Annotated in this window: 25 protein-coding genes; 6 read left to right on the forward strand and 19 right to left on the reverse strand. The window is 40.1% G+C overall.

Annotation, left to right across the window (positions count from 1 at the left end; translation table 11 throughout):
- Positions 1 to 24: 24 nt before the first annotated feature.
- Together CWC30_RS13385 and CWC30_RS13390 are read right to left on the reverse strand one after the other, a co-directional pair.
- Entirely contained in the window at positions 25 to 1,368 is a 1,344-nt protein-coding gene (locus tag CWC30_RS13385; protein WP_036983282.1) for a Fic family protein, read from the reverse strand.
- Positions 1,369 to 1,590: 222 nt separating this feature from the next.
- Complete coding sequence (locus tag CWC30_RS13390) at positions 1,591 to 2,469, reverse strand: LysR substrate-binding domain-containing protein (RefSeq protein WP_138627332.1); 879 nt, start codon at positions 2,467 to 2,469, stop codon at positions 1,591 to 1,593.
- 108 nt (positions 2,470 to 2,577) lie between these two features.
- Between CWC30_RS13390 and CWC30_RS13395 the strand changes: the two genes are divergently transcribed.
- Positions 2,578 to 3,558, forward strand: a complete 981-nt coding sequence (locus tag CWC30_RS13395; protein WP_138627333.1) for a TDT family transporter — start codon at positions 2,578 to 2,580, stop codon at positions 3,556 to 3,558.
- A 3-nt stretch (positions 3,559 to 3,561) separates the two neighbouring features.
- On the opposite strand, the gene CWC30_RS13400 is transcribed toward CWC30_RS13395, so the two are convergent.
- Complete coding sequence (locus CWC30_RS13400) at positions 3,562 to 3,744, reverse strand: DUF2986 domain-containing protein (protein ID WP_036983278.1); 183 nt, start codon at positions 3,742 to 3,744, stop codon at positions 3,562 to 3,564.
- A gap of 161 nt (positions 3,745 to 3,905) precedes the next feature.
- Here CWC30_RS13400 and CWC30_RS13405 point away from each other — a divergent pair, with 161 nt between their 5' ends.
- Positions 3,906 to 5,393 (forward strand): dipeptidase, encoded by a 1,488-nt coding sequence (locus tag CWC30_RS13405; protein WP_138627334.1) that lies wholly within the window; start codon positions 3,906 to 3,908, stop codon positions 5,391 to 5,393.
- A gap of 70 nt (positions 5,394 to 5,463) precedes the next feature.
- Here CWC30_RS13405 and CWC30_RS13410 read toward each other — a convergent pair whose 3' ends face one another.
- From CWC30_RS13410 to CWC30_RS13430, 6 genes are all read right to left on the reverse strand, one after another.
- Positions 5,464 to 6,225 (reverse strand): EAL domain-containing protein, encoded by a 762-nt coding sequence (locus CWC30_RS13410; RefSeq protein ID WP_138627335.1) that lies wholly within the window; start codon positions 6,223 to 6,225, stop codon positions 5,464 to 5,466.
- 250 nt (positions 6,226 to 6,475) lie between these two features.
- Positions 6,476 to 6,904 (reverse strand): OsmC family protein, encoded by a 429-nt coding sequence (locus CWC30_RS13415; RefSeq protein ID WP_138627336.1) that lies wholly within the window; start codon positions 6,902 to 6,904, stop codon positions 6,476 to 6,478.
- Positions 6,905 to 7,096: 192 nt separating this feature from the next.
- On the reverse strand, positions 7,097 to 7,582 hold the full coding sequence (locus CWC30_RS18825; RefSeq protein ID WP_249929870.1) for a Rossmann-fold NAD(P)-binding domain-containing protein: 486 nt from the start codon (positions 7,580 to 7,582) through the stop codon (positions 7,097 to 7,099).
- Between the two features lie 126 nt (positions 7,583 to 7,708).
- Positions 7,709 to 8,071 (reverse strand): Rossmann-fold NAD(P)-binding domain-containing protein, encoded by a 363-nt coding sequence (locus CWC30_RS18830; protein WP_249929871.1) that lies wholly within the window; start codon positions 8,069 to 8,071, stop codon positions 7,709 to 7,711.
- A gap of 286 nt (positions 8,072 to 8,357) precedes the next feature.
- Positions 8,358 to 8,492, reverse strand: a complete 135-nt coding sequence (locus CWC30_RS13425; RefSeq protein WP_010391223.1) for a DUF2256 domain-containing protein — start codon at positions 8,490 to 8,492, stop codon at positions 8,358 to 8,360.
- Between the two features lie 2 nt (positions 8,493 to 8,494).
- Positions 8,495 to 10,024, reverse strand: a complete 1,530-nt coding sequence (locus CWC30_RS13430; RefSeq protein ID WP_138627337.1) for a cryptochrome/deoxyribodipyrimidine photo-lyase family protein — start codon at positions 10,022 to 10,024, stop codon at positions 8,495 to 8,497.
- A 101-nt stretch (positions 10,025 to 10,125) separates the two neighbouring features.
- Here CWC30_RS13430 and CWC30_RS13435 point away from each other — a divergent pair, with 101 nt between their 5' ends.
- Positions 10,126 to 10,734 (forward strand): flavin reductase family protein, encoded by a 609-nt coding sequence (locus CWC30_RS13435; protein ID WP_069440309.1) that lies wholly within the window; start codon positions 10,126 to 10,128, stop codon positions 10,732 to 10,734.
- Between the two features lie 18 nt (positions 10,735 to 10,752).
- Here the strand turns inward: CWC30_RS13435 and CWC30_RS13440 are convergent, their stop codons facing one another.
- The 6 genes from CWC30_RS13440 to CWC30_RS13465 all read right to left on the reverse strand — a co-directional run bounded on the left by CWC30_RS13440 (position 10,753) and on the right by CWC30_RS13465 (position 16,294).
- A complete protein-coding gene (locus CWC30_RS13440) occupies positions 10,753 to 12,054 on the reverse strand; it encodes an MFS transporter (RefSeq protein WP_138627338.1) in 1,302 nt (433 codons plus the stop codon).
- Positions 12,055 to 12,121: 67 nt separating this feature from the next.
- Positions 12,122 to 12,784 carry a response regulator gene (locus CWC30_RS13445; RefSeq protein ID WP_249929872.1) on the reverse strand — a complete coding sequence of 221 codons (663 nt, stop codon included), beginning with the start codon at positions 12,782 to 12,784 and terminating at the stop codon, positions 12,122 to 12,124.
- A gap of 750 nt (positions 12,785 to 13,534) precedes the next feature.
- Positions 13,535 to 13,831: a hypothetical protein gene (locus CWC30_RS18835; RefSeq protein ID WP_249929873.1), complete on the reverse strand. Its 297-nt coding sequence runs from the start codon at positions 13,829 to 13,831 to the stop codon at positions 13,535 to 13,537.
- 197 nt (positions 13,832 to 14,028) lie between these two features.
- Positions 14,029 to 14,871 (reverse strand): glutathione-dependent disulfide-bond oxidoreductase, encoded by an 843-nt coding sequence (yghU, locus tag CWC30_RS13455; protein WP_138627339.1) that lies wholly within the window; start codon positions 14,869 to 14,871, stop codon positions 14,029 to 14,031.
- Positions 14,872 to 14,889: 18 nt separating this feature from the next.
- Positions 14,890 to 15,495, reverse strand: a complete 606-nt coding sequence (locus tag CWC30_RS13460) for a rhomboid family intramembrane serine protease (protein WP_069440305.1) — start codon at positions 15,493 to 15,495, stop codon at positions 14,890 to 14,892.
- A 115-nt stretch (positions 15,496 to 15,610) separates the two neighbouring features.
- A complete protein-coding gene (locus tag CWC30_RS13465) occupies positions 15,611 to 16,294 on the reverse strand; it encodes a type 1 glutamine amidotransferase domain-containing protein (protein WP_138627340.1) in 684 nt (227 codons plus the stop codon).
- Between the two features lie 156 nt (positions 16,295 to 16,450).
- Here CWC30_RS13465 and CWC30_RS13470 point away from each other — a divergent pair, with 156 nt between their 5' ends.
- A complete protein-coding gene (locus CWC30_RS13470) occupies positions 16,451 to 17,368 on the forward strand; it encodes a LysR family transcriptional regulator (RefSeq protein WP_036983270.1) in 918 nt (305 codons plus the stop codon).
- A gap of 6 nt (positions 17,369 to 17,374) precedes the next feature.
- Here the strand turns inward: CWC30_RS13470 and CWC30_RS13475 are convergent, their stop codons facing one another.
- From CWC30_RS13475 to CWC30_RS13490, 4 genes are all read right to left on the reverse strand, one after another.
- Positions 17,375 to 18,109 carry a dienelactone hydrolase family protein gene (locus CWC30_RS13475; RefSeq protein WP_028835409.1) on the reverse strand — a complete coding sequence of 245 codons (735 nt, stop codon included), beginning with the start codon at positions 18,107 to 18,109 and terminating at the stop codon, positions 17,375 to 17,377.
- A 71-nt stretch (positions 18,110 to 18,180) separates the two neighbouring features.
- Positions 18,181 to 19,482 carry a glycerophosphodiester phosphodiesterase family protein gene (locus CWC30_RS13480; protein ID WP_138627341.1) on the reverse strand — a complete coding sequence of 434 codons (1,302 nt, stop codon included), beginning with the start codon at positions 19,480 to 19,482 and terminating at the stop codon, positions 18,181 to 18,183.
- 69 nt (positions 19,483 to 19,551) lie between these two features.
- Positions 19,552 to 20,397 carry a carboxylate/amino acid/amine transporter gene (locus CWC30_RS13485; protein WP_171034721.1) on the reverse strand — a complete coding sequence of 282 codons (846 nt, stop codon included), beginning with the start codon at positions 20,395 to 20,397 and terminating at the stop codon, positions 19,552 to 19,554.
- Between the two features lie 109 nt (positions 20,398 to 20,506).
- On the reverse strand, positions 20,507 to 22,642 hold the full coding sequence (locus CWC30_RS13490) for a M3 family metallopeptidase (RefSeq protein WP_138627343.1): 2,136 nt from the start codon (positions 22,640 to 22,642) through the stop codon (positions 20,507 to 20,509).
- Between the two features lie 340 nt (positions 22,643 to 22,982).
- On the opposite strand from CWC30_RS13490, the gene CWC30_RS13495 reads away from it, so the two are divergent.
- Positions 22,983 to 23,855, forward strand: coding sequence for a mechanosensitive ion channel family protein (locus CWC30_RS13495; RefSeq protein WP_138627344.1), 873 nt, complete (start codon positions 22,983 to 22,985; stop codon positions 23,853 to 23,855).
- 348 nt (positions 23,856 to 24,203) lie between these two features.
- Positions 24,204 to 26,414 (forward strand): TonB-dependent receptor, encoded by a 2,211-nt coding sequence (locus CWC30_RS13500; protein ID WP_138627345.1) that lies wholly within the window; start codon positions 24,204 to 24,206, stop codon positions 26,412 to 26,414.
- The last annotated feature ends 73 nt before the right edge of the window (positions 26,415 to 26,487 follow it).

The raw sequence follows: 26,487 nt of genomic DNA on the forward strand, positions 1-26,487 counted from the left end.
TTTTATTATGGCGGCTATTAATAATTAATTTACTTTCAATCTATTCATTAAGTCTGATGGAGCAAAGTACAAAATAGTTCTACCGTCTTTTGTGGGTAAAAGCAGTTTCAAATCTACTAATTTATTTAAATATCCTCTCGAAGTATTTTCAGATATACCGTAAGAATTTGCAGTTTCTTTAACTGTAAAAATTCTCCCAGGCTCTTTTGTACCTTTTTTGACAAGATCCTTTTGCACAAAGTTTAATATATTACTGAACTTTGAATTTTCTAAAATTTGAAGTACTTCATTAAATTCTTCGGTTTTAGATTTAAGATATTCTTGTAGTTCTTCAAAAGCATCTAAAATTACATCAAGTTGAAAATCGATAAAATATGTCAAATCGTTTTGATCTCTTTCTGTATACATGTAAGAAAGGCCGTAGCCTTTAGGGTCGTCTTTAAGTAATTTACTGATTGATATATACCTGAAAAGCTCATATTCATTTTTAAGCATAAACCAGTAAAATAGTGCTCTCGCAGTCCTCCCATTCCCATCTCTAAAAGGGTGCTCATAACCGATCATAAAATGAAGGATAATTGCTTTGATTACTGGGGGAATAAACTCACCACCATTCATTCCAGAGTGGTCTTCATTTGCAAAATCACAAACACATTGAAGTCGTTCAGAGATTTTCTCAAAGCTAGGTGGTTGATGAGCAATTTCTCCTCTATCATCTTCTACATATATATCATTATCCTCTCTAAATTCACCAGGGATAACATTATTTTCCGTAGTTAAATTAGTGGCCTTTTGGTGGAATTCTAGAATTAGATCTAAGGTTAAATCAGCTTTAGCTTTTTTCTCGGCAAGCTTCAAAAGAAAGAAGTTATTGAGAATCATTCTTTCGTCTTCATCTACAGGCTCTCTTTCATCCTCCAGCATTTTCTTTGCTACTTCTCTTGTAGTCGAGGCACCTTCAAGTTGGGCACTTGTTATAGCTTCTTCCATAATTAGAGAAGAGACCAAAAACTTACGTTGAATTTTATCTGATGCGGCTTTATCAGCTACAGCACCAACACTACCACCAGCAATTTTAATAATCTTATGAAGCTTTGCTTCCATTGAATGCGGTGTGCAGTATGAAAATAAATTATCTTTATCACATCTTAGTGGTATGTACTTCATTTGCATTGTTCTTTTGAACTTTATAGCAGACCAAATATCTTTTGCTTCAGCTTGAGGGACTCTCCATTTTAATAGACTCCAATGTAAATAATGTCCTTTTTCATCTGTAGCGTCATATTTGTTAATGTATTTGCCTATTTTTTCGTAGTCTACATTCGAAAGTTCAAATTTGGGTGCTCTTTCAACACTTGGTTTAGCCATGTTAACTCAAATATTTTTTTTTGCGTTTTGTTTGTTTAATAATGACACTTAAAACGGAAAAGTCAATTTATCCTTTTTGAAGTTAAGGAGGTGAAAAAGATAAATGTAGCCTTTATCTGAAAGGCACTATCCGATGATTTTAATCCCCATTATTAATAGACTTTCTCCCAGAAAGTGGTATTTGATTTAAGATAAAAACTATAACACACGCAAAAGAGTAGATTAATTGTGAACGCAAAAATCTATAAACTGCGTTAGCAGCGGATTTTTGTATTTGTCTTTATGCATCACTAACCAAAACTGTCTTTGCATGGGGTGGTTTAAGTTAAGCTGCGTAACGCGGCCATCGTTTAAAGCGTACTGTGCCGCGAGTGACGATAAGCATCCCAGCCCTAACCCTTCTGCAACGCTGTTGATCAATGCCTCTGTGGTATTGAGTTCAAAACTTTGGCTCCAATTATCGATATGCGTAGCAAGGTTTTGTAAAAAGAATGAGCGTGAACCAGAGCCAGCTTCCCTTAATACCCATTGACTGTTTGCCAAGTCATTAAAACTAAGCTGTGGTTTTGCAGCTAAAGTGTGGGATAGCGGTGCAATAATACACATAGTGTCTTGGCTAAACACGGTTGAGATTAAGTCGCTTTGCTGGGCGTGGCCTTCTATTAATGCAATGTCGAGTTCAAAGTCGCGCAGTTTTTGACAAATAAGCTCAGAATTTGAAATAAAAACCTGCTGAGAATAATGCTGCTGTTGTTGGCGAAACCCACTGAGTATTGAGGGCAAAACATGATTGCCAATGGTATCGCTAGCACCTATTTTTAACGTGCCATTGGCTTTTGCGTGGGACGAAAAAAGCGTATTAATATCATTTGCTCTGTGCAGTAATTCATCGGCCAAGGGCAGTAACTTTTGCCCTTCTTGATTTAAAATTAAGCGATGATTTACCCGGTCAAACAGTGGGTGGCCTAATTGTTTTTCAAGCTCGCTAAGCGCCATACTCACCGCCGCTTTAGATAGAAACAATGATTCAGACGCTGCTGTAAGGGTGTTGTGCTGGGTTATGCCTACAAATACTTTAAGTTGCTTAAGTGAAATATTCATTATGCCATGTTTAGTTTTACTGAACGTATGTTCTATATAATTAGATTTAACTTAACAAAGTGCAAGCGTAAACTTCTCTGTAAGTTATAACCACAGGGTGAAATAGAGATGTTTAAACATATAAAAACAAAAGTATCAGGTGCACCAACACCAATGGGTGGTTTGGCATTAGGTATTGCCAGCCTAGGTTGGGCTTGGGAGAGTATGGCTAACCTAAATGGCGTAGCACAATATACCGGTGCCGCTATTGCGAGCGTATTATTGCTATTGTTAACACTTAAGTTTTTATTACATCCTCAACTGCTTAAAGCCGATTTAGCCCACCCAGTTGTGGGAAGTGTGGTGCCTACTTTTGCTATGGCTACCTTAGTGGTGTCTAATTCTTTAGGGCAGTTTTACTCCCTTGCGGGAGATGTGCTTTGGGTAGGTGCATTTTTATTGCATGTAGTTTTTTTAATCAGCTTTATTGCTCATCGCATGATTGAATTTAAAATTGAGCATATGGTGCCAAGCTGGTTTGTACCGCCGGTTGGGATCATTGTTGCCGATGTCGCGTTTTCAGGGAATCCGGCACTGCTGTTTTTAGCGCAAGGGGCGCTTTATTTTGGCATGCTGATGTATGCAGTTATGTTACCTATGATGATTTACCGGATCATTTTTGCAGCGCACATTCCTGATGCTGCACAGCCTACATTGGCTATTTTAGCTGCGCCAGCAAGTTTATCGCTAGCTGGTTACTTTGCAGTGAACAGCGAGCCGTCACCGGTTATTATTGGCTTGTTATTTGGAATTGCAGTACTGATGACCTTTATAATTTATGTCGCATTTTTTAAATTATTGCGCCGTCCATTTTGCCCAGGTTACGCTGCGTTTACTTTCCCTGTGGTCATTGGTGCTACCGCGTTATTTAAACTTGCCGCATGGATGCATACAGTGGGAATTGATTTGCAGTTTATTAAGCAAATACAGTATTTAGCAACGTTTGAATTGATTGTGGCCAGTGGGGTAGTTTGCTATGTGGCGGTTCGTTATTTGGCTCATTTTAAGTTTTTTAACACTCAATTTAAGCCTCTCACCCTATCACAATAACGATTAAACGCTTGTTTGCACTACCTCGTTAGCCCCGTGCTCAATTGCTTGTTCGGCATCTTGCTCAGCAAGCTTGGCGCGCTCTGCTTTTGAAATATAAGCCGGTTTGTTGCTTTTATGCAGCTTGGCATTAGCACGCTTATCTTTGTTATTAAACTTTGTAATGATCTTTTTTCTGCGATTCATGATTAACCCCGTAATTTTAAGGTGCGCATTATACAGGCATCTTTAGTAAAGCTGTTAGATAAATATAGTGGCGGTTTTACGCTCTGTCGCAAAGCGTTGTTTGTTATTACACAAGGGCGTTATAATTATGGTTCTTAGTCGTTAATTAAATGGGATTTGTTTTGAAAAAGTTAGCTTTAGCTAGTATTGCTTTATTGGCCTTTAATACTCATGCACAATTAAATAAAATTAATGACAGCGTGGCTGATTACGCTGTAAATACCTACCAAAGTGCGCAAGTACATACACTAACAAATTTGGTATCTTTTCCAACGGTCAATAAAAGTGATGTTAGCGCACCACAAAATCCCGACTTTATTGGCTTTAAAGCGTTACTAAAAATGAAAGCGGCTGAGCTTGGTTTTGATTATCAAGATTTAGGTTACACCGTACTTATTAGTATGGGGCAACAAACTGAAAAGGTAACCATAGTAACCCATGGCGATGTGCAACCCGCTAATGCCAGCAAATGGAAACAAAGCCCATTTATTATTGACACCTCAGAGCCGGATAAATTAATTGGCCGTGGTACCGAAGACGACAAAGGCGCTATTGCGACTGCAATGTACGCCATGAAGGCGATAAAAGATAAAGGCATAGCGCTTGATAACCGTATTGAATTAATGATTTACCTAGCGGAGGAGTCTGACTGGGGGCCGTTAACTGAGTTTATGAAAACTTATCAGCAACCAAAGTATGCGGTAACCATCGATGCCTCTTACCCTGTAGTGGTTGCTGAAAAAGGCTGGAGCTTAATTGCGCCAACATTTGATGCAACATCACCACAAACCGGTGTGTATGTCAGTGGTGTAACCGGCGGCGCATTTGCCAGTCAAATCCCTGAAGATGCCAGCCTATTACTACATAACGCCAACGAAACATTAATTAATCAATTAAAAGCAAAAGCTAACACACTTAAGCAAGTTGAATTTAATTTTACAGAGCAAAATAACGCGCTGGCCATAAGTGTTAAAGGCATGTCGGCTCACTCATCTGAACCGGAATCAGGCGTTAACGCCATTGCTTATTTAGCTGAAATATTTAAAGGCGTTGAGCTTGAAAACAACAGTGATGGCCAGCTCATTGATTTTGTTAATCAGCTTATTGGTTTAGATATTTACGGTAAACAGTTTGGCGAAATTGCTTATGAACATGACTTTATGGGGCCAATGAGCGTAGCGCCTACGGTTATTGAACGTGAGGGTAATGCGCTTACTTTAGCGGTCAATGCTCGCCGTCCGGTTGGTAAAGATGAGACGTTACTTAAACAACAAATTGATACTGCGCTTGCTAATTGGCAAACGGCTAATCAGGTTACGTTAGCTAACATTAAAATCACCATTGGTAAGCCCATGCTTTTAGATAGCGCACCCCATGCGCAAAAGCTACTTGATATTTTTAAGTATTATACGGGTGATAAAAACGCTGATTTTGTTTCAATAGGGGGCGGTACAAATGCCAAACTATTTGATAATGCCGTGTCGTTTGGCCCATCTATGCCGGGCAAACGCTACACCGGACACTCAGAACATGAGTTTATTACCCTTGAGCAATTAGCACTTAATTTACGTATGTACACCGCAATGATGATAGAGCTGGGGAATATGTAATTTTGGATATATAACCTATATCTAATACGAAAAAACCGCCGTAACGGCGGTTTTTTATAGCAACGGTGTGCTATTGAAAATCAATTTCTGGCAAGCATTCAAACCCAGGTTTTGCAAATAAGTAACCTTGCATTAGCTCAATACCTGCGTGTTTTAACCACTGATATTCTTCAACGGTTTCAATGCCTTCAGCCAGAGCTGTAACATTTAGTGCGCTAAACATGTTTAAACAGTGGGTAACGATTGCCTGGCGGTTTTTATCTTTGTCGATATCTCTGATCAGCGCCATATCAAGCTTGATAATATCAGTTTGAAAATCGGCTAATAGGTTTAATCCAGAATAGCCTGAACCAAAGTCATCGGTGGCTGTTTTAAAGCCTAATTCTTGGTAATAACTCACAACACGTTTAACATGTGCGCTGTCTTCTATTTTTTCGACTTCTGTAAATTCAAACATAATATTTGTTGAAGGGAAGTTATACTTTTTAGCGGCTTCTAGGGTGGTACGAATACAACGCTCTGGCTTGTAGATAGCGTTTGGTAAAAAGTTAATACTGAGTATCGAATCTACACCTAGCTTTGATGCAAGTGCAATCGCTTTAATTCTGCATAACTGATCAAACGTATAGCGGTTAGTATCGTTAACACGAGAAATAATAGAGTAGGCCGATTCATTATTTAAACCACGGACAAGTGCTTCATATCCAAAAATAGTATTATTTTGACAATTTACAATAGGCTGAAATGCCATGGTAAAGTCAAAATCTAGTTCATTCGAATCAGCGCAATTGCTACAAGATACTTTTTCGCAATTTAGTGATTTATCATTCATCGTACCCTTTGTTTTAACCCACAAAATAAGGTGTGGTTAAGCCTGCCCTTAAGCCTAACAAAGTATTGATATTTTACATAATCTATTTAACTGTTTTGTTTACCTTTTTGTAACTCACCGCGATTAAACAGTGCCTTTATTTCTATGATTAATGAAAAAGTAGCAATAAGGTTATGGCTTTTTTACATGCGTATAACCTTACTTTTCATGAGCTTTAAGCGCTTTGCGCCTAGCTTAATACACTCGGTATTTACTTAAGTGTGGCGTTAAGCGAAATCTCAGTATTTAATAATTTTGAGATAGGGCAGCCTTTTTTGGTTTGTTCGCACAATGCTTGAAATTGCTCATTTGAAATATCTGCAATGGTTGCATTTACTTCAAGGGCAATGTGCGTCACGGCAAAGCCATCATCCACTTCGTCTAAACTAACCACTGCTTCGGTGTTTATGTTCTCAGCGTTAAAGCCCGCTTCACCAAGTGCCAGCGATAAAGCCATACCAAAACAGGCACTATGTGCTGCACCCACTAATTCCTCAGGGTTTGATCCTGGCTTATCTTCAAAGCGGGTATTAAACCCATACGGCTGGTTATCTAATGCGCCACTTTGCGTTGAGATATAACCTTTCCCTTTTTTAATATCACCAGACCATGTTGAACTTGCAGATTTTTTAATCGTCATTATGTTCTCCTTGTTGAGGGTGTAGGCTTTTTAGATTAATTAGTCATACCGTGTAGTGTTTGCAATACGTTGTAAACACTACACGGTAAAACTGCTAAAAAGCGTTATTTACATAGGTAGTTGCAAAATAGAAGCCAAATAATTGAATAAACAAGGTTCACGTTATGTTTGGGATTATTTATTATCCCGAATTTAGGTTATGTCAGCTATTTGCAGGTGATAAGGCGGGGCGCTTTCACGGTTTTGAAACGCTAAAATAACGTTGTTTTTAATTATTCCGTGTTCAATATTGATAGCGCGGCGAATGGTTTCGTCTTTTTGCCATTGCTCTGGGCCGGCTAAAACAGTTGGCAAGTATACAATGAGCGCGGCAGAAATAGAGCGCGTTGCACTTTCCCATAAGTAGCTAGGGGTATGATCAACCGCGTAATAATCCGTGGTTTTATAGCTAAACATTGGGTGTTTAAATGTTGTTGGCTTTGCAAAAAAGAATCCCATTCCTTCATCACAACTTACATCTATTATAAGGCTATTGGGTTTTAAGCAATCGGCTTCAGATTCAATCACAAAATTGACGGGGTTTGCGGTTTCTTGGTAGGTGCCATTAACAATAATGTCAGCTTCGCTAATAAGCTCAGTAAGCGGGCGCTGCGACCCATCGTGCTCAACCACTATCATACGAGCTTCGCCTTCAATGCCTTTTAGTTACAGTGCATGTAACACCGCACAATAACCTGCCATTTCATTGTTTTTATAAAAAGTATGACGGCCCACATCTCCCTGTGGTGACCATACAAACATGCTTCAAAGGCAATTAAGAGTGAGCTTTCTATCAAGGGCAGCTTGGGTAATTACTTGTTGTTGTACGCAATGTACATAGCCCCAAATTGTGCCGCCTTCTTTAAGTTTTTGTAAATCAGCAAGCACTGGTTTGGCAATAATGACGGTGCCTAATTGGGTTAAAATATCACTGCGGGTGGCAATGCCGCCTGTCAGTGCTGCAATTTCTTCGTCGCTCATATTAAATGCTGCGCCATAACCTTGCTCAAAAATCATTTTTTTTCTGAGTTTTTCAGGTATACGCATTAAATGCGCAGGATGAATAGGGTAGCGTCTTTCATCTGTTTTACGTGATGTTCCAATTACGCCAATAGTTAATTCACTCATGCTATATCCTTGATTAAAGTATGCTGAGTTTATAAACGAATAATGCTACATCGCTAACAAACAAAGAGGGGTTTTACAGGCAAGCTCACGCCATGGTTGTAAAAATAAGGCTTGGTAAAGGGGGTTCTTTTAATTAGCTGTGCTAGGTGTAATGAATGTTGAGCAGGCAGAGGGTAGAGTGTTAACTTGCATTGAATAACAAGTTGAAACGTTAACCACTATAACAGCTATGTAAGATATAAAGTGAGATTAAAGCGAATGTGCGTGTATTGGTTTTTATAAGCGGCTATTTACTGCGTTTGCACCGCTCTGAGCAATAAATAACGTTATCCCAATCTCGTTGCCACTTTTTACGCCACGCAAACGGCTTATTGCATACTGGGCAAATTTTTTGCGGTAAGTTAAGTTTTTTGTGCGCCATAATTAGGTGTTCTCTTTATTGCTGTTACTGCGAGTTTTGCGTTTTACGCGGGTAACCTTTTGAGTTGGAGCCACGTGTTTTTTAAGAATTTTACCTATGGCGCGTTTTACATCGGGCCGTTCTCGGTATTGCCATAGCCGTTCGCGGGCTTCTTTTGAGGCGGTGGTTAAATCAAGCATTGGCTCAGGGTAGTCTTCACCTAGTTTAAAGTCGTTAAATAGCGCTTCCATGGGCGTTTGCTCCCAAGGTTGATGTAAATATTCAATGGGGAGCTTTTCAAGTTCGGGGCACCATTTTTTTATAAACGCACCGGTTGGGTCTTGATCTTCCGATTGCTTAATTGGGTTGTAATGACGAATAGTATTAATACCGGTGACAGAGGCTTGCATTTGAATTTGCGGGTAATGAATTCCCGGTTCAAAGTCTAAAAAGTAATTAGCCAACGGAAAACTTGCCTGTTGCCAGCTAATGTTTAAATGATGCGTTACAAAGCTAACCAGCATAGCGCGCATTCTAAAGTTAATATAACCGGTGGCTTTTAAACAGCGCATGCAGGCATCAATAATAGGAATACCGGTTTGCCCTTGTGCCCAGCGTTCAATATCGCTGGCAACCTGGGCATCATCACGATACGGAAATGCATGATACCCCGGATTTAGCGCTTTAAATTCCATGGTGCATTCGCTTTCAAACTTTTGCATAAAATGGCAATGCCAATGCAAGCGTGATACAAACGCGGCAAGCGGGCGCTTCCACCCTTTTTTATCAGCAGAAGTGCTATGGTATGCGTCAATCGCCATTTGATACACTTGCCTCAGGCTGATATTCCCCCACGCTAAATAGGGCGATAACCTAGAGCAATGTGTACGGCTTAAGCTTGGGCTGGATATTCCTTTTTGATAACTCTTACCGCGTTCAGCAAAAAAGCTTTGCATTACTTCACGGGCAAGTCGAGGGCCCCCGTGCTGAAAATGTTCATTATCTTGCGTGTAGGCGCTCGGCAGTATAGGTGTTTGATAATCAGTAAGAGCAAGTGGTTTTATTTGCTTCCAATTAGGTATAGCAATAGGTGCTTGCATGGTTTGTTGCCAGCGCTCGTTCCAATTACTGCGATTTCTTTTGCCACGTATCACAGCCCCCGTTGGCGACTCTAACCAGTTAATGTGATGGTGTTGGCACCAGGCTTTAATTGCTATGTCACGCTCAAAGGTATTGTTTAGCCCTATTTCTTGGTGGCTAAAGAGGTTTGTGATTTCAAACTGCGAGTGAAGCGATTCAAGCAGGGTTTGCATATCTTCATTGAATATATACACGCGGCTGTTGAAGCGAGCCAACTGAGTGTTTAAGTCGCAAATAGATTGATATACAAAGCGCCAATGTCGCTCGTTGTAATGCGCATCATTAAGCAGTAAAGGTTCGAAATTATAAACTAAAAGGGTAGGCAGGCCGTTACTAAACGCATTTTTTAAAGGCTGATGATCGCTTAGGCGTAAGTCACGTTTAAACCAGACTATGTTTATTTTTATGCGCATGGATCCAATGTACTATTTAAAAATGCTATGAAGTAATTATTTACTTGTACGCAGCGTAGCGATTTTCCGATTTAGTTTTTTAAGATTAAAAGTGAGAAACCATGTTTTTAGATTTAACCGACAATAGCAACCACTCTGTTTATAGCTACTTAGTAGGCGGTATAAGCCCAAGACCGATTGCGTGGGTAAGCACGTTAAGTGAGAAGGGGGTTGCTAATATTGCGCCTTATTCGTTTTTTACTGTTGCTAGTTGTAACCCGCCGGTTTTAAGCGTCACGCAAGTAAACCCTCGCGATAATGCAAATAAAGATACGTTAAATAATTTACTCGCTACCAAAGAGTGCGTGGTTAATATTGTTAGCCATTCGCTTGTTGATCAAATGAACCAAAGCTGCGCTAACTATCCACGTGACGTGAGTGAATTTGATGCTGCAAATATACAGCGTACTCCCAGCCAATTAGTCAGTGTACCAAGTGTTGCGGCGTCAAAAGTACGCTACGAATGTAAGTTGCGAGAGGTGATTACTATTTCAGATGAGCCAAGCGGTGGGCAAATGATGCTGTTAGATGTAGTGGGTATTTTTCTCGACGACACCGTTTTAGTGAACGGGTATATTGATCCAACGCGTTTGGATGCGGTGGGTAAAATGGGCGGCGATTATTTTAGTACCACGAAAGACAAATTTGCACTAAAGCGCCCACAGTTATAAAGCAATGTGGGTAACCGATTATTCGGTTTGTGGCAAAAAGAATGCACTTATAGCACCTAAAAAACCAAGGGTGCTGTAAAGTAAAATTAGCTCAGCGGTTGATAAAAAAGCCTCGAGTAAACCTATACTACCCAGAAGTAGTAATAACACCCCAATTACCGTGTTACTTACCGATACATAATCGGTGCGTTTATTGCCCTCAGCCATATCTACAAGGTAAGTTTTTCGCCCTAAACGCACGCCTTGGTGTGCAACTGAGAGTAAAAAATACAATATAGGCATAACCCACCAATTTAGCAGTAGTGCGCTATACCAAGTGGCAATAACAAATACGGCTAAGCCATTAAATGTGACTAATATAGCGCTAAGCACTAAAACACGCTGGCTGGATAAGTCACTGAGTCTGCCCCAAATAGGCGCCGAGACTAAACTAGCAAAGCCAGAAACGGCAATAAAAGTGGCAAGCAGAGAAAATTCAAAAGACTGTTTACTTGCTAAAACTATATAAAAAGGAGCACTCAGAGCTGAGCATAAAAGTAGCGCACGCGTAATAACAAAATGGGCAAATTGTTTATCTTTATAAAGCAGCTTAAGTTTAGAAAATGCATGCAGCAAGCCATTTTTACCGCCATCAGTTGCCCCTTTATATTCATTTATTTGGCTGTAAAAAAAAGCCGCGATCACCCACATTATTGCACCGAGTGCTAAGGCTATAATGACGGTGTTTTGATCTTTTTGTTGTGAAAAAAACCACATAAGCAAGCCAAACGTTAAGGTGGCAAAACCGGCAATACTGGCAGCTAAGCCACTAATATTACCGCGCTGTTGCTTAGGAATAACTTTTCCAAGCACATCTTTTGCGGCCACCGAGTTAAAACCTCTAGCTAAGCTAAATAAAATTAATAAACCAATAATGGCGTAACCCGCAAGCTTGCCCTCAAGTGTAAACGCGACACCAACCATAGCCAAAATACATAAAGACTGCACAATAGCGCCAATAACCCACACCCATTTACGAATAGGCAATTGGCGGATAAAGCCAGCAATGGCTAACTGTGGCAGCAGTGAACCTGACTCTCTAATAGGTACTAGCCAAGCAATAAAACTCGCTGGCACGTTTAAGCTTTGCATTAACCACGGCAGCGTTATTTTGGGATTGAGTAGCGCATCAGCAAACTTACTAAACAGTTGGCTTAGTAGTAAAGTAATAAAATTACCGGGGACTTCTTGGCATGCGTTATCGTCAATGGCCTTACACGCGCGAGCATCTTCTTCGTTATTTAAGCGTTTATAAATTTGCTCTTTTGTTAGTTTTTTCACTCTATTTTACCGCTGTATAAGTACAAATATTTATATATATTAAGATGATATGATTAACATATCTACTTTACTCATTATTTTTAAGCTCATATGGCAACCATTTTAGGAGTTCTTTAAATAATATATCTTGCGCAATGGACTTAGAAATATAGTCATTCATTCCAACCTGTAAGCACTTAGCTTTATCGCCCACCATAGCGTTTGCTGTCGTAGCAATAATAGTAATTGGGGGATTTTTACTCCCAGCTTCATTTACTCTTATATGGGTTGTGGCTTGGTAACCATCCATTACTCGCATTTGGCAATCCATTAAAATGAGTGAGTACGGGTTATGGGAAGTTGTTTGTTTTAAATATTCGAGCGCGTGCTGGCCATTTTCTGCAATATCAATGCTATTACTTCCTATCTTTTTAAGCGTGGTAGAGGCGACGATTTTATTAATGTTGTTATCTTCAACCAGTAAAATACGAATGTTTTTGTCCCATACAATATCATCGCTCGACAAAGGCTGAGTGTCAGATAAATCCTCAGTAATGAGGCTGCTATTACTTTTAAAGCAGGTCGATAGCATCTTAAAAAGATTTTGTGTGATTATGGGCTTTATAACAATGGCTGAAAACCGAGACGCTTGATATAAATCGCGCTGTTTATTTAGCTCATCCTTGGTCATTAAAACAACATGCGCAGCCATAAGATCTACCTCTTTATCAAGGGTTTTACTTAAAGCCATACTTACAATAATTGATATAGCAATATCGATTATGAAGCGAGTAGTTTTAGCAGCAATTAAATTGGCGGTAAATTATTAGCTGACCACCCAGCAACAGGACGTTGGTATTGTTTTATTAATCCATTAACTGGGATGGTTAAGCTCTCAAGTGCATGTTTGATTTTTGCTCTGTTTTGCTCTGTATTATCGGTTAAAGTTATTTGTGATATGCCCTGTAACAATAGTTTTGTTAAGTCGTAGGCATGAATAAATCCAGCCGGAGAAATTAACTCAGTGAGTGCTACAGGGATAAGCTTTGTGCTATAACATTTTTAGTTAAAGCGGCTTGCGGCGTTTTTAAAAATGAAAAACAGCTTTGTATAAAATGTAAGCTCAAGTTTGATTTTATGGCTTGCTCAACGTTGGCAAAAAAATCCCCACCCGTTATTCCCCAATGACTCACAATAGGAAGGCGTTCATTTTTGGCAAAACTTGCCATCGCATTTATAAACAGCCTCCTCAATGGCATTTCCAACAAATAAAATACACTCAGCAGGTGTATTTTTTATTTTATGCAGTATTAATTTGGCGTTATTTATTTTTGTGTTCCAGTTAAACCATTTTACTTGTGGTTTTATATCACGAAGGCCTTAAGCATGGTGTTGTTATTTGATTTTCCCTATGGCGTGTCTTCTAAAAGTAAGAGGGGATTTTTGCAATTTAGAGTTTGCGTTGCAAATTGGGCCATTCTATAGCCGGCTTTTGTATCATCTACCGAGAGCCTAAATACCCAGTTATCATCGCTAGGGTATCGGGTAATAGACCCTCCGGCAGCCCAAGGCAGTAATAGTAAAAGTTTGTTTTTATTGATGAACTCTCTGTTTTTATATACGGCGGGGAGTGCAATCCACCAATAAAAACCAGTGCATTGGGGTCTTTTAGAAACTGCTGCATGTGCAATAAGCTGTGATTCGCATTACCTCGGTTGTCTTTTTCAATCAGTGTGAGCTTATAATCTTGCACGTTATTATTAATCTCTGCTAAAGCAGTCAGCACCTTCATCTTCATTGCATAGGCCGATTCGTAATGGTTTGAATAGTCTAAGTCATGGTAGAGCGTTAATGTTTTTACACCTTCGCTGCGTGCACTTAAAGAAAATTATTTAATTTTTTATAAAATATGAAGCTGAAATATGATTCAATATTTTTTATTAATGGACATAAAAAAGCCAGCTAAGCAGCTGGCTTATTGAACTGTTTTGACTTTTATTTAAAGTCTTGGGCCGTGTGGCGCTCTGCCATTTGCTCTTTTTCCGGGCCCCACGTACGATTAACGCGACGACCTCGTTTTACGCCTGGACGTGCAGCCACTTGTTTAGCCCAACGAACCACATACGTATAAGATGCAACATCTAAAAACTCTGCCGCGTCGTATAGGTCACCTAAAACCAGTGAGCCATACCACGGCCAAATAGCAATGTCGGCAATTGAATATTCACTGCCTGCCATGTATTCATTGTCACTTAAATGGCGGTTTAATACATCAAGCTGACGCTTAGTTTCCATGGTAAAGCGGTCAATCGGGTATTGCATTTTACTCGGTGCATAACTGTAAAAGTGGCCAAACCCACCGCCTAGGTAAGGTGCTGAGCCCATTTGCCAAAATAGCCAGTTACGACACTCTGTTTTTGCTTTGAGATCGTTAGGAATAAAGGCATCAAATTTTTCGCCTAAGTATTGTAAAATAGCACCTGACTCAAATATGCGCGTTGGCGGTGTGGTTGAATGATCCATCAGCGCGGGTATTTTTGAGTTCGGGTTTATATCAACAAAGTCAGAGCCAAACTGATCGCCTTCACCAATATTAATTAAATACGCATCGTATTCGGCATCGGTTAAGCCAAGCTCTAACAGCTCTTCAAACATAATACTAACTTTTTGGCCATTGGGTGTTGCCAGCGAATAAAGCTGAAATGGATGTTCGCCAATCGGTAGTGTTTTGTCATGAGTAGCGCCTGCAATGGGGCGATTTATACTAGCAAATTTACCACCACTCTCACTGTCCCATGTCCATACTTTAGGCGGGATGTATTCGTTGTTTTCACTCATAAATAACCTCTATCTTTATTAAACGCGTGTTTTAGTTGTTGCTTGCTGATTTTTTAATTTATCTGCTTTTGCTAGTTTATAACCTAAAAACAATCCACTTAATGCACCAAAAAAATGGCTCTCAAACGAGATATGAAAACGCTGCGGTAATACGCCCCAGATAAAGCTGCTGTATAAAAATGCTACGATAACAGCGATAAAAATCGATTTAAATGAACGCCTTACAATGCCATAGCATAAAATAAATCCCCACAAACCATAGATGACACCGCTTAGACCTACATGAATATTACTGCGGGCAAACATCCAAACTAATAAGCCACCTACTAAAGCGGTGAATATAAATACACTATAAAAGCGCTGTACGCTGTACTGGCAAATTAACCAACTTAATACAGCAAATGGCAACATATTACTGGCAAAATGCCACCAGCTACCGTGTAAAAAGGGAGCACAAAGAATACCAACCAGCCCTTGAATACTTCTGGGATAAATACCTAAACCGTTTAAATTAATGCCAGGTAGGCTATTAATAAGCTGCAATACAAAACAAATAATAATAATACTAAAAATAGCAAAACGGGTACTGGTAATAAGTGAAAGCGTGTTTGGTTTAGTGGCCATAGTGTGATCCTAATTTACCGAAAGTGTTGCCAGTATAGGAATTGTATAAGGTAATGAAAAGCAATTAAAAAAGCACAGCATAAAATGCTGTGCTGATTTGAGTTGTTGGCTGCTATTAACCTAGTTTAGTTAATAGCTTTTTAGCTGCAAGTTCTGAGCTTGCTGGGTTTTGACCGGTGATCAATAAACCATCTTCTAGAGCAAGTACGCCCCAGTCATCGGTTTTTTGGTAATCGCCACCTTTTTTGATAAGTTCGTCTTCAACTAAAAATGGAACAATGTCAGTAAGTTGTACAGCGGCTTCTTCGCTGTTAGTAAAGCCCGTTACTTTTTTACCGGCGACTAATGCATTGCCATCAGCGTCTTTAACATTTAAAAATACCGCACTTGCATGACACACGGCAGCGACTGGTTTTTGCTCTTTAATAAAGCTTTCAATGAGCGATACAGAATCGATGTTATCGACTAAATCCCATAAAGGGCCGTGACCACCAGGGTAAAATACGGCGTCGTAATCAGAAGAGTTTACTTCGCTTAAAACTTTGGTATTTGCCATCAGTGTTTGTGCACCACTGTCTGTATCGTAACGTTTGGTTGCCTCAGTTTGAAAATCAGCAAGTGTACTAGTTGGGTCAATCGGAGGCTGACCGCCGTTTGGAGAAGCCAATGTTACTTCAATACCTGCATCAATAAATGCGTAATAAGGGGCTGCAAATTCTTCTACCCAAAAACCAGTTTTTTCGCCAGTGTTACCAAGCTCTGCATGTGATGTAAGAACCATAAGTATTTTTTTAGCCATATAAGGTATTCCTTAAGATGATTTAAATTAATTAATCTTGCTTGATAAAGACTATATGCACTAAGAGGGCTTTAAACAACGATGATAAATTTAACTTAATTGATTCAATAATTGATACAATTGGAGGGTTGAAGTTAAAACCGCACTGGAGCGCCCATGAAAGTCTCGTTTGAACAGTTAAAAAGTATGGTGGTATTTGCACAAATTGTAGAGCAGGGCAGCTTAACTGCAGCGGCAAAACAATTAGGGCTGACCCGTGCTGTAGCGAGTTATCACTTAAAAAAATTAGAAACACAGCTCGAAGTGACGCTACTTAACCGTTCTACCCGCACCATGGCGTTAACCGAAGCCGGAATGGCCTATTATGAGCGTTGCCGTGTTATTACAGAGCAAGCTAATGCCGCTAATCAGCAAATAGAAAATATAAAAAGTGAACCTCAAGGGCTATTAAAAATAAGTTGCCCAGTAAATGTAGGGATGCAGTTAATTGTACCGGCAATAAATACCTTTAAACGTCAGTACCCTAAAATTGATATAGATTTACAGCTCACGGATGACGTTGTGGATATTATTAAGCACGGGTTTGATTTTGCAATTAGAGGGGTTGCACTGCGCGATTCGAACTTACAAGCCACTAAGCTCACTACTATGAGTACCTGTATTTGTGGTGCGCCCGATTATTTTGCGCATTTTGGTAAACCCACCACAGCCGATGAGTTGGCAAAGCATCAATGGGTGGTTTATCAATTAGGTAGTAAAACGCTGACCTTACAAAAAGAAGGCAAAAAGGTCGATATTACAATGCAAGGTAGTTTAAGCACCAATAACGCTGCTGCACGCACTGCGTTTGTAGAGGCGGGGCATGGTATTGGTCGTATTCCACTTTACGATGCATGGCCAAAAGTACAAGCGGGTTTGCTGCAAATTATACTCGATGATTATAAAAGCAAAGACATTGAACTTTATGGGGTGTTCCCGCCTGGGGCGGCGGGCTCTAAAAAACTGCGTTTGTTTATTGATTATTTAAAAGCGTATTTTGTAAAGCAACATACCGCATTAGGTATGCTTAAATAATAGCGCTTAAAGCACTCGGTTAAACAAAGCAACGGCTTGCTGATACATGGTGATAGCAAGTGCTGCATCGTACCGCTCGCCTTCATCACGCATAAAGGCATGTTGCGCGTTCACTTCTTGCCATTGGTAATTAATACCCGTACTAACCGCTTGTTGATAAATTTTGTCGCGACCTTGTTGTGGCACATGGGGGTCTTGCTTTCCCCAAATAAAGTGGATTTCACCTTGTATATCAGCCATACGTTCAAATGAATTATTCCCTTTTTGTGCGGGAAGTGTGTCGCTATGAATATCAGTGGCATATAAGCAAAAAGCGGCTTTTATTGCGGGGTTTAATGCGGCTCTATAAGCTAAATGCCCACCAATACAAACACCCATTGCACCTACAGAGCCAGTACAGTAATCGTGTGTTTGTACAAAGTCGATTAACGCTTGGGTATCGCTGTCGTGGGATTCAAGCGGTTTTGCCCATTTATCGTTATTGCCTTTATCTTTACCCGCATCGTCATAAGCAAGCACTGTCCCGATAGGGTTAAGTTCATGAAATACTTCTGGCACAAGTACGACAAAGCCATGGCTTGCTAAAATAGCAGCGCTGCGAGCAATAGGCGCGGTTTGCTGAAAAATCTCAGAGTAAAAAATAATGGCTGGGAATTGCCCGTGAGCGTGTGGGCGATAAACTGTAGTGCGCATTAACCCCGTTGGGGTAGGCAAGTCAGCATGGTGGTGTTGGATGATCATAAAAGCGCTCAATTAAATAATATATAAAATATATGGTAACTGAGCGCGATAAAATAAACACGCCTTAAAGTCTAAATACTTGCAGGCATATTATTACAGCTAGCATAGTAGCTTACGGTGGCAGGCCAATCGGAAAAGATACCCATTACACCTACGTCTTGCGCTAACACATCAACCACAGTGAACATATCGCCATCGTTATCTATAACATCACTAATTGACTGATAATAATAACCGCCGCCTTGATTTAGAGGGCCAGAGCGCTCAAGACTCCATGCAATGATATTAAGCCCCGCGGATTTAGCATCAATAGCGTACTGTGAGGGGACAATGTTACTGTCGTTATCTATGCTTAATAGCATCCAAATGGGTGGCGCAATAATTTTAACGCCGTCGTTTATGAGCTCTGCCATAGATGGCTGCCATGTTGCTGCGTTGTTTGGATCAAACCCTGTATTGCTGTCGCGTCCATCTAAATAGACACTCTGCGCTGCAAATTCAGGATTAGTGTTAATCCAATATTTTACGTCAGCTAAATTAAATGATTGCGGATACACTCGCGAAGCGGGTACTTCCATTTGCGTGTATTCATCCAGCATTTTTTGTGCGTATTGCGTTTGGGTCATACCGTTAAAGGGCATACTCACTTGAGGGGATTTAAGCTCTGGGGTCATTTTTACTCCCAGCTCTTTAAAGAGTGCAATACTTTGTTTGTGGGTCATGAGTGTACCAGAGGTGGCGTATAAGTCAGTGCGCCAACCGGGTGTACCTTTCATGTAATCGCTAACATTGGTGGCACTGGTGTTTGCGCCATCCATCTTACCCTCAAGAGTTAAAAATTCTGCCAAACTAATATCACTGGTACAACATTTAGCTGAAGCAGGCGAGTCACTGTTAGAGTTTGCTGGAGTAAATGGCTCACTACATTTAGCAGCCAATGTTGGAATGGCTAAAATATTAGTGGTGGTGTGCAAGTCGCACTGAGAATGACGACATACTAGCTCTTTATCATTGGTAAAGGTTACATCGCATTCGACAACACCAGCACCCATACGAGCGGCTGCAATATAAGATTCTTTAGTGTGTTCTGGGTATTGCATTGGAGCACCGCGGTGACCAATTGAAAAATCAGTACGATAAAAAGGACCTTCCTTGCACGATTCTAATTTTGTTTTTAGTGCGCTGCTAGCCATATCGTCAACTAGGTAGTCTGGGCGAGTACCTAGTTGAACATTAGTGCCTTGAGCTACTTCAACAATTTCAACCTCAGTGTTGGTAACAACCACTTCTTTTTCGACTATTTTTACATCGTCATCACAGCCAGTCAGTGAGCTTAATAATAAAAAAGTTGTTAGAAAAGGTATGCGCTTCATTATTTGTCCTTAAAAATAAAAGTGAACGCTACCTTACTAATTATTAATGACAATTTCACTACAGAGTGATTAATTTGCTGATTTAGCCATTATTTGGTTTACCACTAATGCAACCAGCATCACTCCCGCGCCAATGCTTAATCTAAGTAGGTCAGCGTCTCGATTCCAAATAAGCACATTAACAATTATACCGGCAGGAATAAGCAAGTTGTTCATCACCGCCAGCGCGCCAACATTGACAAGCGTCGCGCCTTTATTCCACATAAAGTAGCCTAAACCAGAGGCCACAATACCTAAATAAATAAGTATGCCCCATTGAGTTGAGGTACTTGGTAATTTGTTAAGATCGCCAAATAGGGCGTAACAGGCGCTTGCAACAATTAATGCGCCAATAAAAAACCAACCAAATACGGTTTTATCATCGAGTTGTTTATTAAGCATTAATCGTTTGTAGGTTACTTGGCCGATGGCAAAACTAATATTAGCGCCTTGAACCAGTAATAATCCGACTAAAAAGTTATTGTCTAAGTTTTCATAACGAATGGTAATAGCGCCTAATACGGCAATAAACGCAACGATAAAAAACTGCGGATTAAACTGTTTATTTAGCGCATCGTTTAAAAGCGTAATGTAAAGCGGGGTCATTACAGTAAATAACAGCACCTCTGGCACACTTAAAAACAAAAATGAGTGGTAATAAAAGCCATACATAACCCCCAGTTGCAGTGCGCCTATCAGCATGAGTTTACACGCAAGCGGGGTGGGGATTTTCTTTAAAAAAGGCAAAAATACTAACGCTGCTAAAGCCACACGAATTAACACACTAAACCATGCATCAACTTGGCCTGCTAAGTACACACCAATTAAACTAAACGAAAACGCCCAAAGAAGGGTAACTGCAAATAAATAGCCCATAACACTCATCTTGTCTTAAGTAATGGTGTCAGTTTATCTGTTATATATTGTTCTATAAACAATAAAAGCCCGCAAGCGGGCTTTTATATCAGTTGCTTAAAAATATTAATTAATCAACTAAACCACGGCGCTTAAGCAGGGCGTCAGTGGTTGGTTTTTGGCCTCTAAACTCAATGTAGCTTTGCATTAAGTCACGGCTATTACCTTTTGATAGGATCTCTTTACGGAACTTATCGCCATTTTCGCGCGTTAAGCCACCGTTGTTTTCCATATGAGCAAAGGCATCGGCTGCAAATACTTCAGTCCACAGGTAGGCGTAGTAACCCGCTGAGTAACCACCTGCAAACGTATGGCTAAAGTAGTTTGATTTATAACGCGGTGGAACAGGGTAGTAATCAATACCATGTGCCTTTAATGCGTCACTTTCAAACTGCTGTACGTCAGTTATTTTCTTATCAGAACCAAATGAGTGCCATTCCATATCCAGTAGCGCTGCTGCTAAATATTCAGTGGTACCAAAACCTTGGTTGAACTTTTGCGACTCAAGTACTTTATCAAGTAGTGCTTGAGGAATTGGCTCTCCAGTTTTGTAATGTTTAGCGTAGTTAGCAAGTACCGTTGGTTCAATCATCCAATCTTCGTGTGCTTGTGATGGAAATTCAACAAAGTCACGTGCTGTTGCAGTACCTGCTAGGCTTGGGTATTTAACGTCAGAGAATAAACCGTGTGCCGCATGACCAAACTCATGGAACATAGTTGATACTTCATCAAACGTCATGAGCGTTGGCTCGCCTTCAGCCGGCTTTGGAATGTTTTGTGCGTTGTAAATAACAGGTTTAGTGCCTTTTAAGCCGCTTTGGCTTACGTATGCACTCATCCATGCACCGCCACGCTTACCTTCACGTGCATATGGGTCCATGTAAAATAAACCAATGGCGCTGCCATCGGCGTTAAATACTTCAAATGCCATTACATCGTCGTGGTAAACCGGCAGGTCTTTACGCTCTTTAAAGGTAATACCGTAAAGTTTTTCCATGGCGAAGAACAGGCCGTTATGGATAACCGACTGCATTTCAAAATAAGGCTTAACTAAGGCTGGATCTAGGTTGTATTTTTCAGCGCGTACTTTTTCTGCGTAGAAAGACCAATCCCATGGTTTAAGTTCAAAGTTTTCACCCGAATCATTAATTACTTTTTGAATTGCTTGTGCTTCTGCTTTCGCTTTTTCAACGGCTTTTGGCGCTAAGTCATCTAAAATGCCGTACACGTTATCAGTAGTTTGCGCCATGCGTGAAGTCATTACATAAGAAGCCCAATCTTTAAAGCCTAACAGTTCTGCTTTTTGTGCGCGCAGGTTAGTTTCTTTAATAATGATAGGGCCATTTGTTTTAGCAGCACGATTGGTTGATGCTTTAAAAATCTGCTCACGTAGTTCACGATTTTCAAGGCTTGCTAAAATAGGCTGTTGCGTGGTGTTCACTAAGGTGATCATGTAGCCATCTTTGCCTGCTTTTTTAGCCGCGGCTGCAAGACCGGCAATTTCACCTTCAGATAAACCCGCAAGTTTGCTTTTATCAGTAACCATAATGACGTCTTCTTTAAACGATTTTAATACGTTTTGAGAAAACTCAGTTGATAGTTTTGCAAGCTCTGCGTTGATTTCACGCATTTTTGCTTTTTCAGCATCGTTTAATTTTGCACCGGCTTTTACAAACTGTTTGTAGTAAAAATCGACTAGGCGTTGATCTTCAGCGCTTAACTTATCTTTATTGTCGTATACCGTTTGTACACGTTTAAACAATGCACCATTTAAATAAATGTCATCAGAGTGAGCCGAGAAAACTGGCGCCATTTTTTTATCAATACGTTGGTATTCATCGTTTGAAATAAGGCCTGATAGGTTATAAAACGCAGCTGATGCGCGGTTTAGTAGCTCGCCTGCCAGCTCCATTTCAACTAAGGTGTTTTCAAAAGTGGCTGGCGCTGGGTTGTTGGCAATTGCCAATATTTCTGCATTGTGCTGTGCAATACCTGCATCAAATGCGGCTTCGTATTCAGTCGTACCAAACTTATCAAACTCAGGCGCCATGTATTGAAGTGGACTTGGTTTGAACAATACATTGCTTGCGTTAATGTCTTGAACTTGCGCTGCGGTTTCTTGTGTTGTTTCTTTAGTGCTCTCAGAAGAGCAGGCAGATAATAAAAGTGCACTAGCAATCGTAGTGGCAATCAGTGTTTTACGCATAATAACTCCATAGAAAAAATAGCCGAAATAGGCTTAGTGAGTCGAAAACACAGTTAACTTACCAAATTTTGACTTATATACAACAAAGTTTATCTATTTAAAGCAGGATTTAAACGCAAATTAGATTGCAAAAATAGCTTTAGTAGATAAAAGCAGCAGTACACAGCCCAAATTACCCCAAGGTCAATGCAAGCATGTCGACACGAGGCAATTACGGTTGTTTTACCGTCATTATTTTAAACAGACTGTTACTTATTTAATTTAACCACATGCTAGACTCACTCAATTATTAGCATTTTCTGATTTACTAACTGCTAGCTTATTTTTATATGGAATAATCATGAATATAGAACAAATTAACGACATACTAGGTTTTGTGCTGTTTAGTTATAACGACGTACATATTACGGTTGCTAAAGTCATTCAAGTCCCACTGATTTTATTTACTATGTGGTTTGTGGTTACACGTATTGGTAAATTGATTAAGAAGTCATTACTTGCTCGAAAAATGAGCCCAGATGCAGTGCATTTATTTACTCGGTTTTATTTCATTTTAAGTATTGCGATTTTACTTTTTACCTCCCTTGAGGTGCTCAACATTCCACTAACCGCATTTGCCTTTGTATCGGGTGCCATTGCCATTGGTGTGGGGTTCGGTGCACAAAATATTATTAATAACTTTATTAGCGGTTGGATATTAATGTGGGAGCGGCCAATCCGTATTGGCGATTTTCTAGAAGTTGGCACTGCAAAAGGGGTGGTTGAAACTATTAACACTCGCTCTACCCGCATTCGCAGAAACGACGGGGTGCATATGTTGATCCCTAATAGCCAGTTATTAGAAAATACGGTTACAAACTGGACGCTTATTGATGGCAATGCGCGCTCGTCGGTAAGCGTAGGCGTAGCTTATGGCTCTGACGTGTTATTAGTTAAAAAGTTAATTCAGCAAGTATTAGATGAGCATGAGGCAATACTGGCAACGCCTCAATCAACCGTATTGTTTGATGATTTTGCAGATAGCTCGCTAGTTTTTAATGCTATTTTTTGGGTCTGCGCTGAATCTGAAACTCGCTTAAGACAAGTCCGCAGTGATATTCGTTTTAGGATTTATGAAGTGTTTGAACAACACGATGTGGTTATTGCATTCCCGCAGCGAGATCTTCATATTGATGGTGAAATTGTTCTTAAACGCTCATTAGTGAAAAAGTAGTATTTAAAAAAGTGTCGCGTTATTTCGCTATATTTTTTAACAACTCACTGTAAGGACATATGTCCGCTTTTTGGTTGTTTCGTTGCTAAAAGTACACTAAATGTCGGGATAGTGCGGTTAAGTGTTAAAAATAAGTTTATTTTTTAGTGTTCAATATGCGGTAAATATATTACAGCATGATATAATCTCGCGCATTCAGTCAGCCTTATTTATGCCGTTTTTGTACTCTCGGTAATAAGGTCCGCGCCGCATAGAGCAAGTCGCGAAAAATTGACTGAATCCGTAATTATTTAATTGCGCAACACATCAACCGTTGAACAAGAGTGCACTAAAAAGGTTAACCCTGACATGAAAGCAATGAAAAGATCTACGTTAGCAACCCTTATCAATGCAACGTTGTTCTCTGCCGTAGCAGGTACTTCAATTTCAGCCCTAGCTGCTGAGCAAGAAACTACTGCTAAGAAGAACCAACTAGAAGTTATTCAAGTAACTGCTCGTAAACGAGTAGAAAACGCTCAAGAAGTACCTGTTGCTATTTCAGCCCTGCAAGGCGACAGTTTAGATGCTTACAGCTCAGCTGGTATGGATATTCGTTTCTTAAATGCAAAAATTCCAAGTTTATCTATTGAATCTTCATTTGGCCGTTCATTCCCACGCTTTTATGTACGTGGTTTAGGTAACACTGATTTCGATTTGAATGCTTCACAGCCTGTGTCACTTGTAGTTGATGAAATTGTACAAGAAAATGCTATTTTAAAAGGTTTCCCTGTATTTGACGTAGCCCGTGTTGAAGTGCTTCGTGGCCCACAAGGTACGTTGTTCGGCCGTAATACGCCTGCTGGTCTAGTTAAATTTGATACCGTTAAACCAAGTCAAGAATTTGAAGGTTATGGCTCTGTATCATATGGTAGCCGTGGCGCAGTTGATTTTGAAGGCGCTGTTGGTGGTTCATTAACAGACCGTTTATCAACGCGTGTTTCAGTACTTTGGCAAGACAAAGACGATTATATTGATAATCGAGCACCGGGCTTTGAACAAAAAGATGCCTTAGGTGGTTACACTGAACAAGCTGCACGTATTCAATTTTTATATGAAGGTGACGATTTCACTGGATTATTTAACTACCATGTTCGTGATTTAGATGGTTCGCCAATTCCATTTTACGGCAACGCAATTAAGCCGGGCACGAATGACTTAGCAGACGGTTTTGAAAATGACGTGGTGTATCACGATGCCGCATCTCGTGCGACGCAACAGGTAGAATCGCAAGGCGCAAGCCTAAAACTTGAGTGGGACTTAGCTAACCATACAATAACGTCAATCTCTGGTTGGGAAAGCGCAGAAATTTATTCTCGCGCAGATATCGATGGAACAGCTCTCAGTTTGGCTGAAAGTGCCGATGGTATTCCAGATCAAAACCAATACACGCAAGAGTTACGCCTATCAAGTAACTTTGCTGGTGATGTAAACTACCAGGTGGGTGTTTTTTACTTCGACGAAGCATTAACGATTGAAAACTTTAGCTATGATGCTTCTAACAACGGCGTATTAAATGGTTTTGTTAGTCAACAGCAAGACACTAAAGCATGGGCTGTATTCGGCTCAGTTGATTACACCATTACTGATGACTTGAAAGTAACCGCGGGCCTTCGTTATTCAGACGATGAGAAAGAATTTTCAGCCGATCGTGCTTTCAGTCCTATCGGTGGGCCGTTATATATTGACCAAAATGTTAATGATGATCACGTAAGCTGGGATTTATCAGCTAACTATAAAATCAATGATGATGTAAATTGGTATGGCCGCATTGCTAACAGTTTCCGCGCACCGAGTCTTCAAGGTCGTATCTTATTTGGTAGTGAAGTAACCGTTGCTGATTCAGAAACTGTTACGTCATACGAGACAGGTATTAAATCTGATGTGTTAGATGGCCAAGGCCGTGTTAACGCAACCATATTTTATTACACTATGGATGACCAACAGCTAACAGCTGTAGGTGGTGGTGCTAACTTTAACCGTTTATTAAATGCTGATAAAACAACTGGCTACGGTTTTGAGCTTGATTCTGAGTGGGTGTTAAGTGATGAGCTAAATGCAACATTTAACTTAAGCTATAACAAAACTGAGCTTAAAGACGATACTCTTAGTATTGCTGCACCAAGTCGACTGGAGATTTTAGACCCAGTCATGAATGGTCAAGCTATGCTTGATGGAAACAGCTTACCGCATGCTCCAGAGTGGATCTCTAACATCACACTTCGTTACACTAAAGAGCTCGCTGAAGGTGATTTCTTTGCTTACGCTGATGTGTCGTACCGCAGTGAAATTGACTTTTTCTTATATGAATCAGTTGAGTTTGAAGGTAAGCCGCTAACAGAAGTTGGCCTACGTGCCGGTTATGCATGGGCGCAAGGCGACTACGAATATGAAGTATCAGCATTCGTACGTAACTTATTTGACGAGCAACAAGCAATTGGTGGTGTTGACTTCATTAACAATACAGCAATGGTTAATGAAGAGCGTTACATTGGCGCTGAATTTAAAGTTAATTTTTTCTAATCGATAAATTTAACGTTAAATTGTAATTATTGATAAAAGCCTGCCTAGTGCATAATGCCAGTCAGTTAAGAAC

Origin of the sequence: Pseudoalteromonas sp. S4741, assembly GCF_005886135.1 — a bacterium.
In the GTDB taxonomy this organism is placed as follows: domain Bacteria; phylum Pseudomonadota; class Gammaproteobacteria; order Enterobacterales; family Alteromonadaceae; genus Pseudoalteromonas; species Pseudoalteromonas tetraodonis.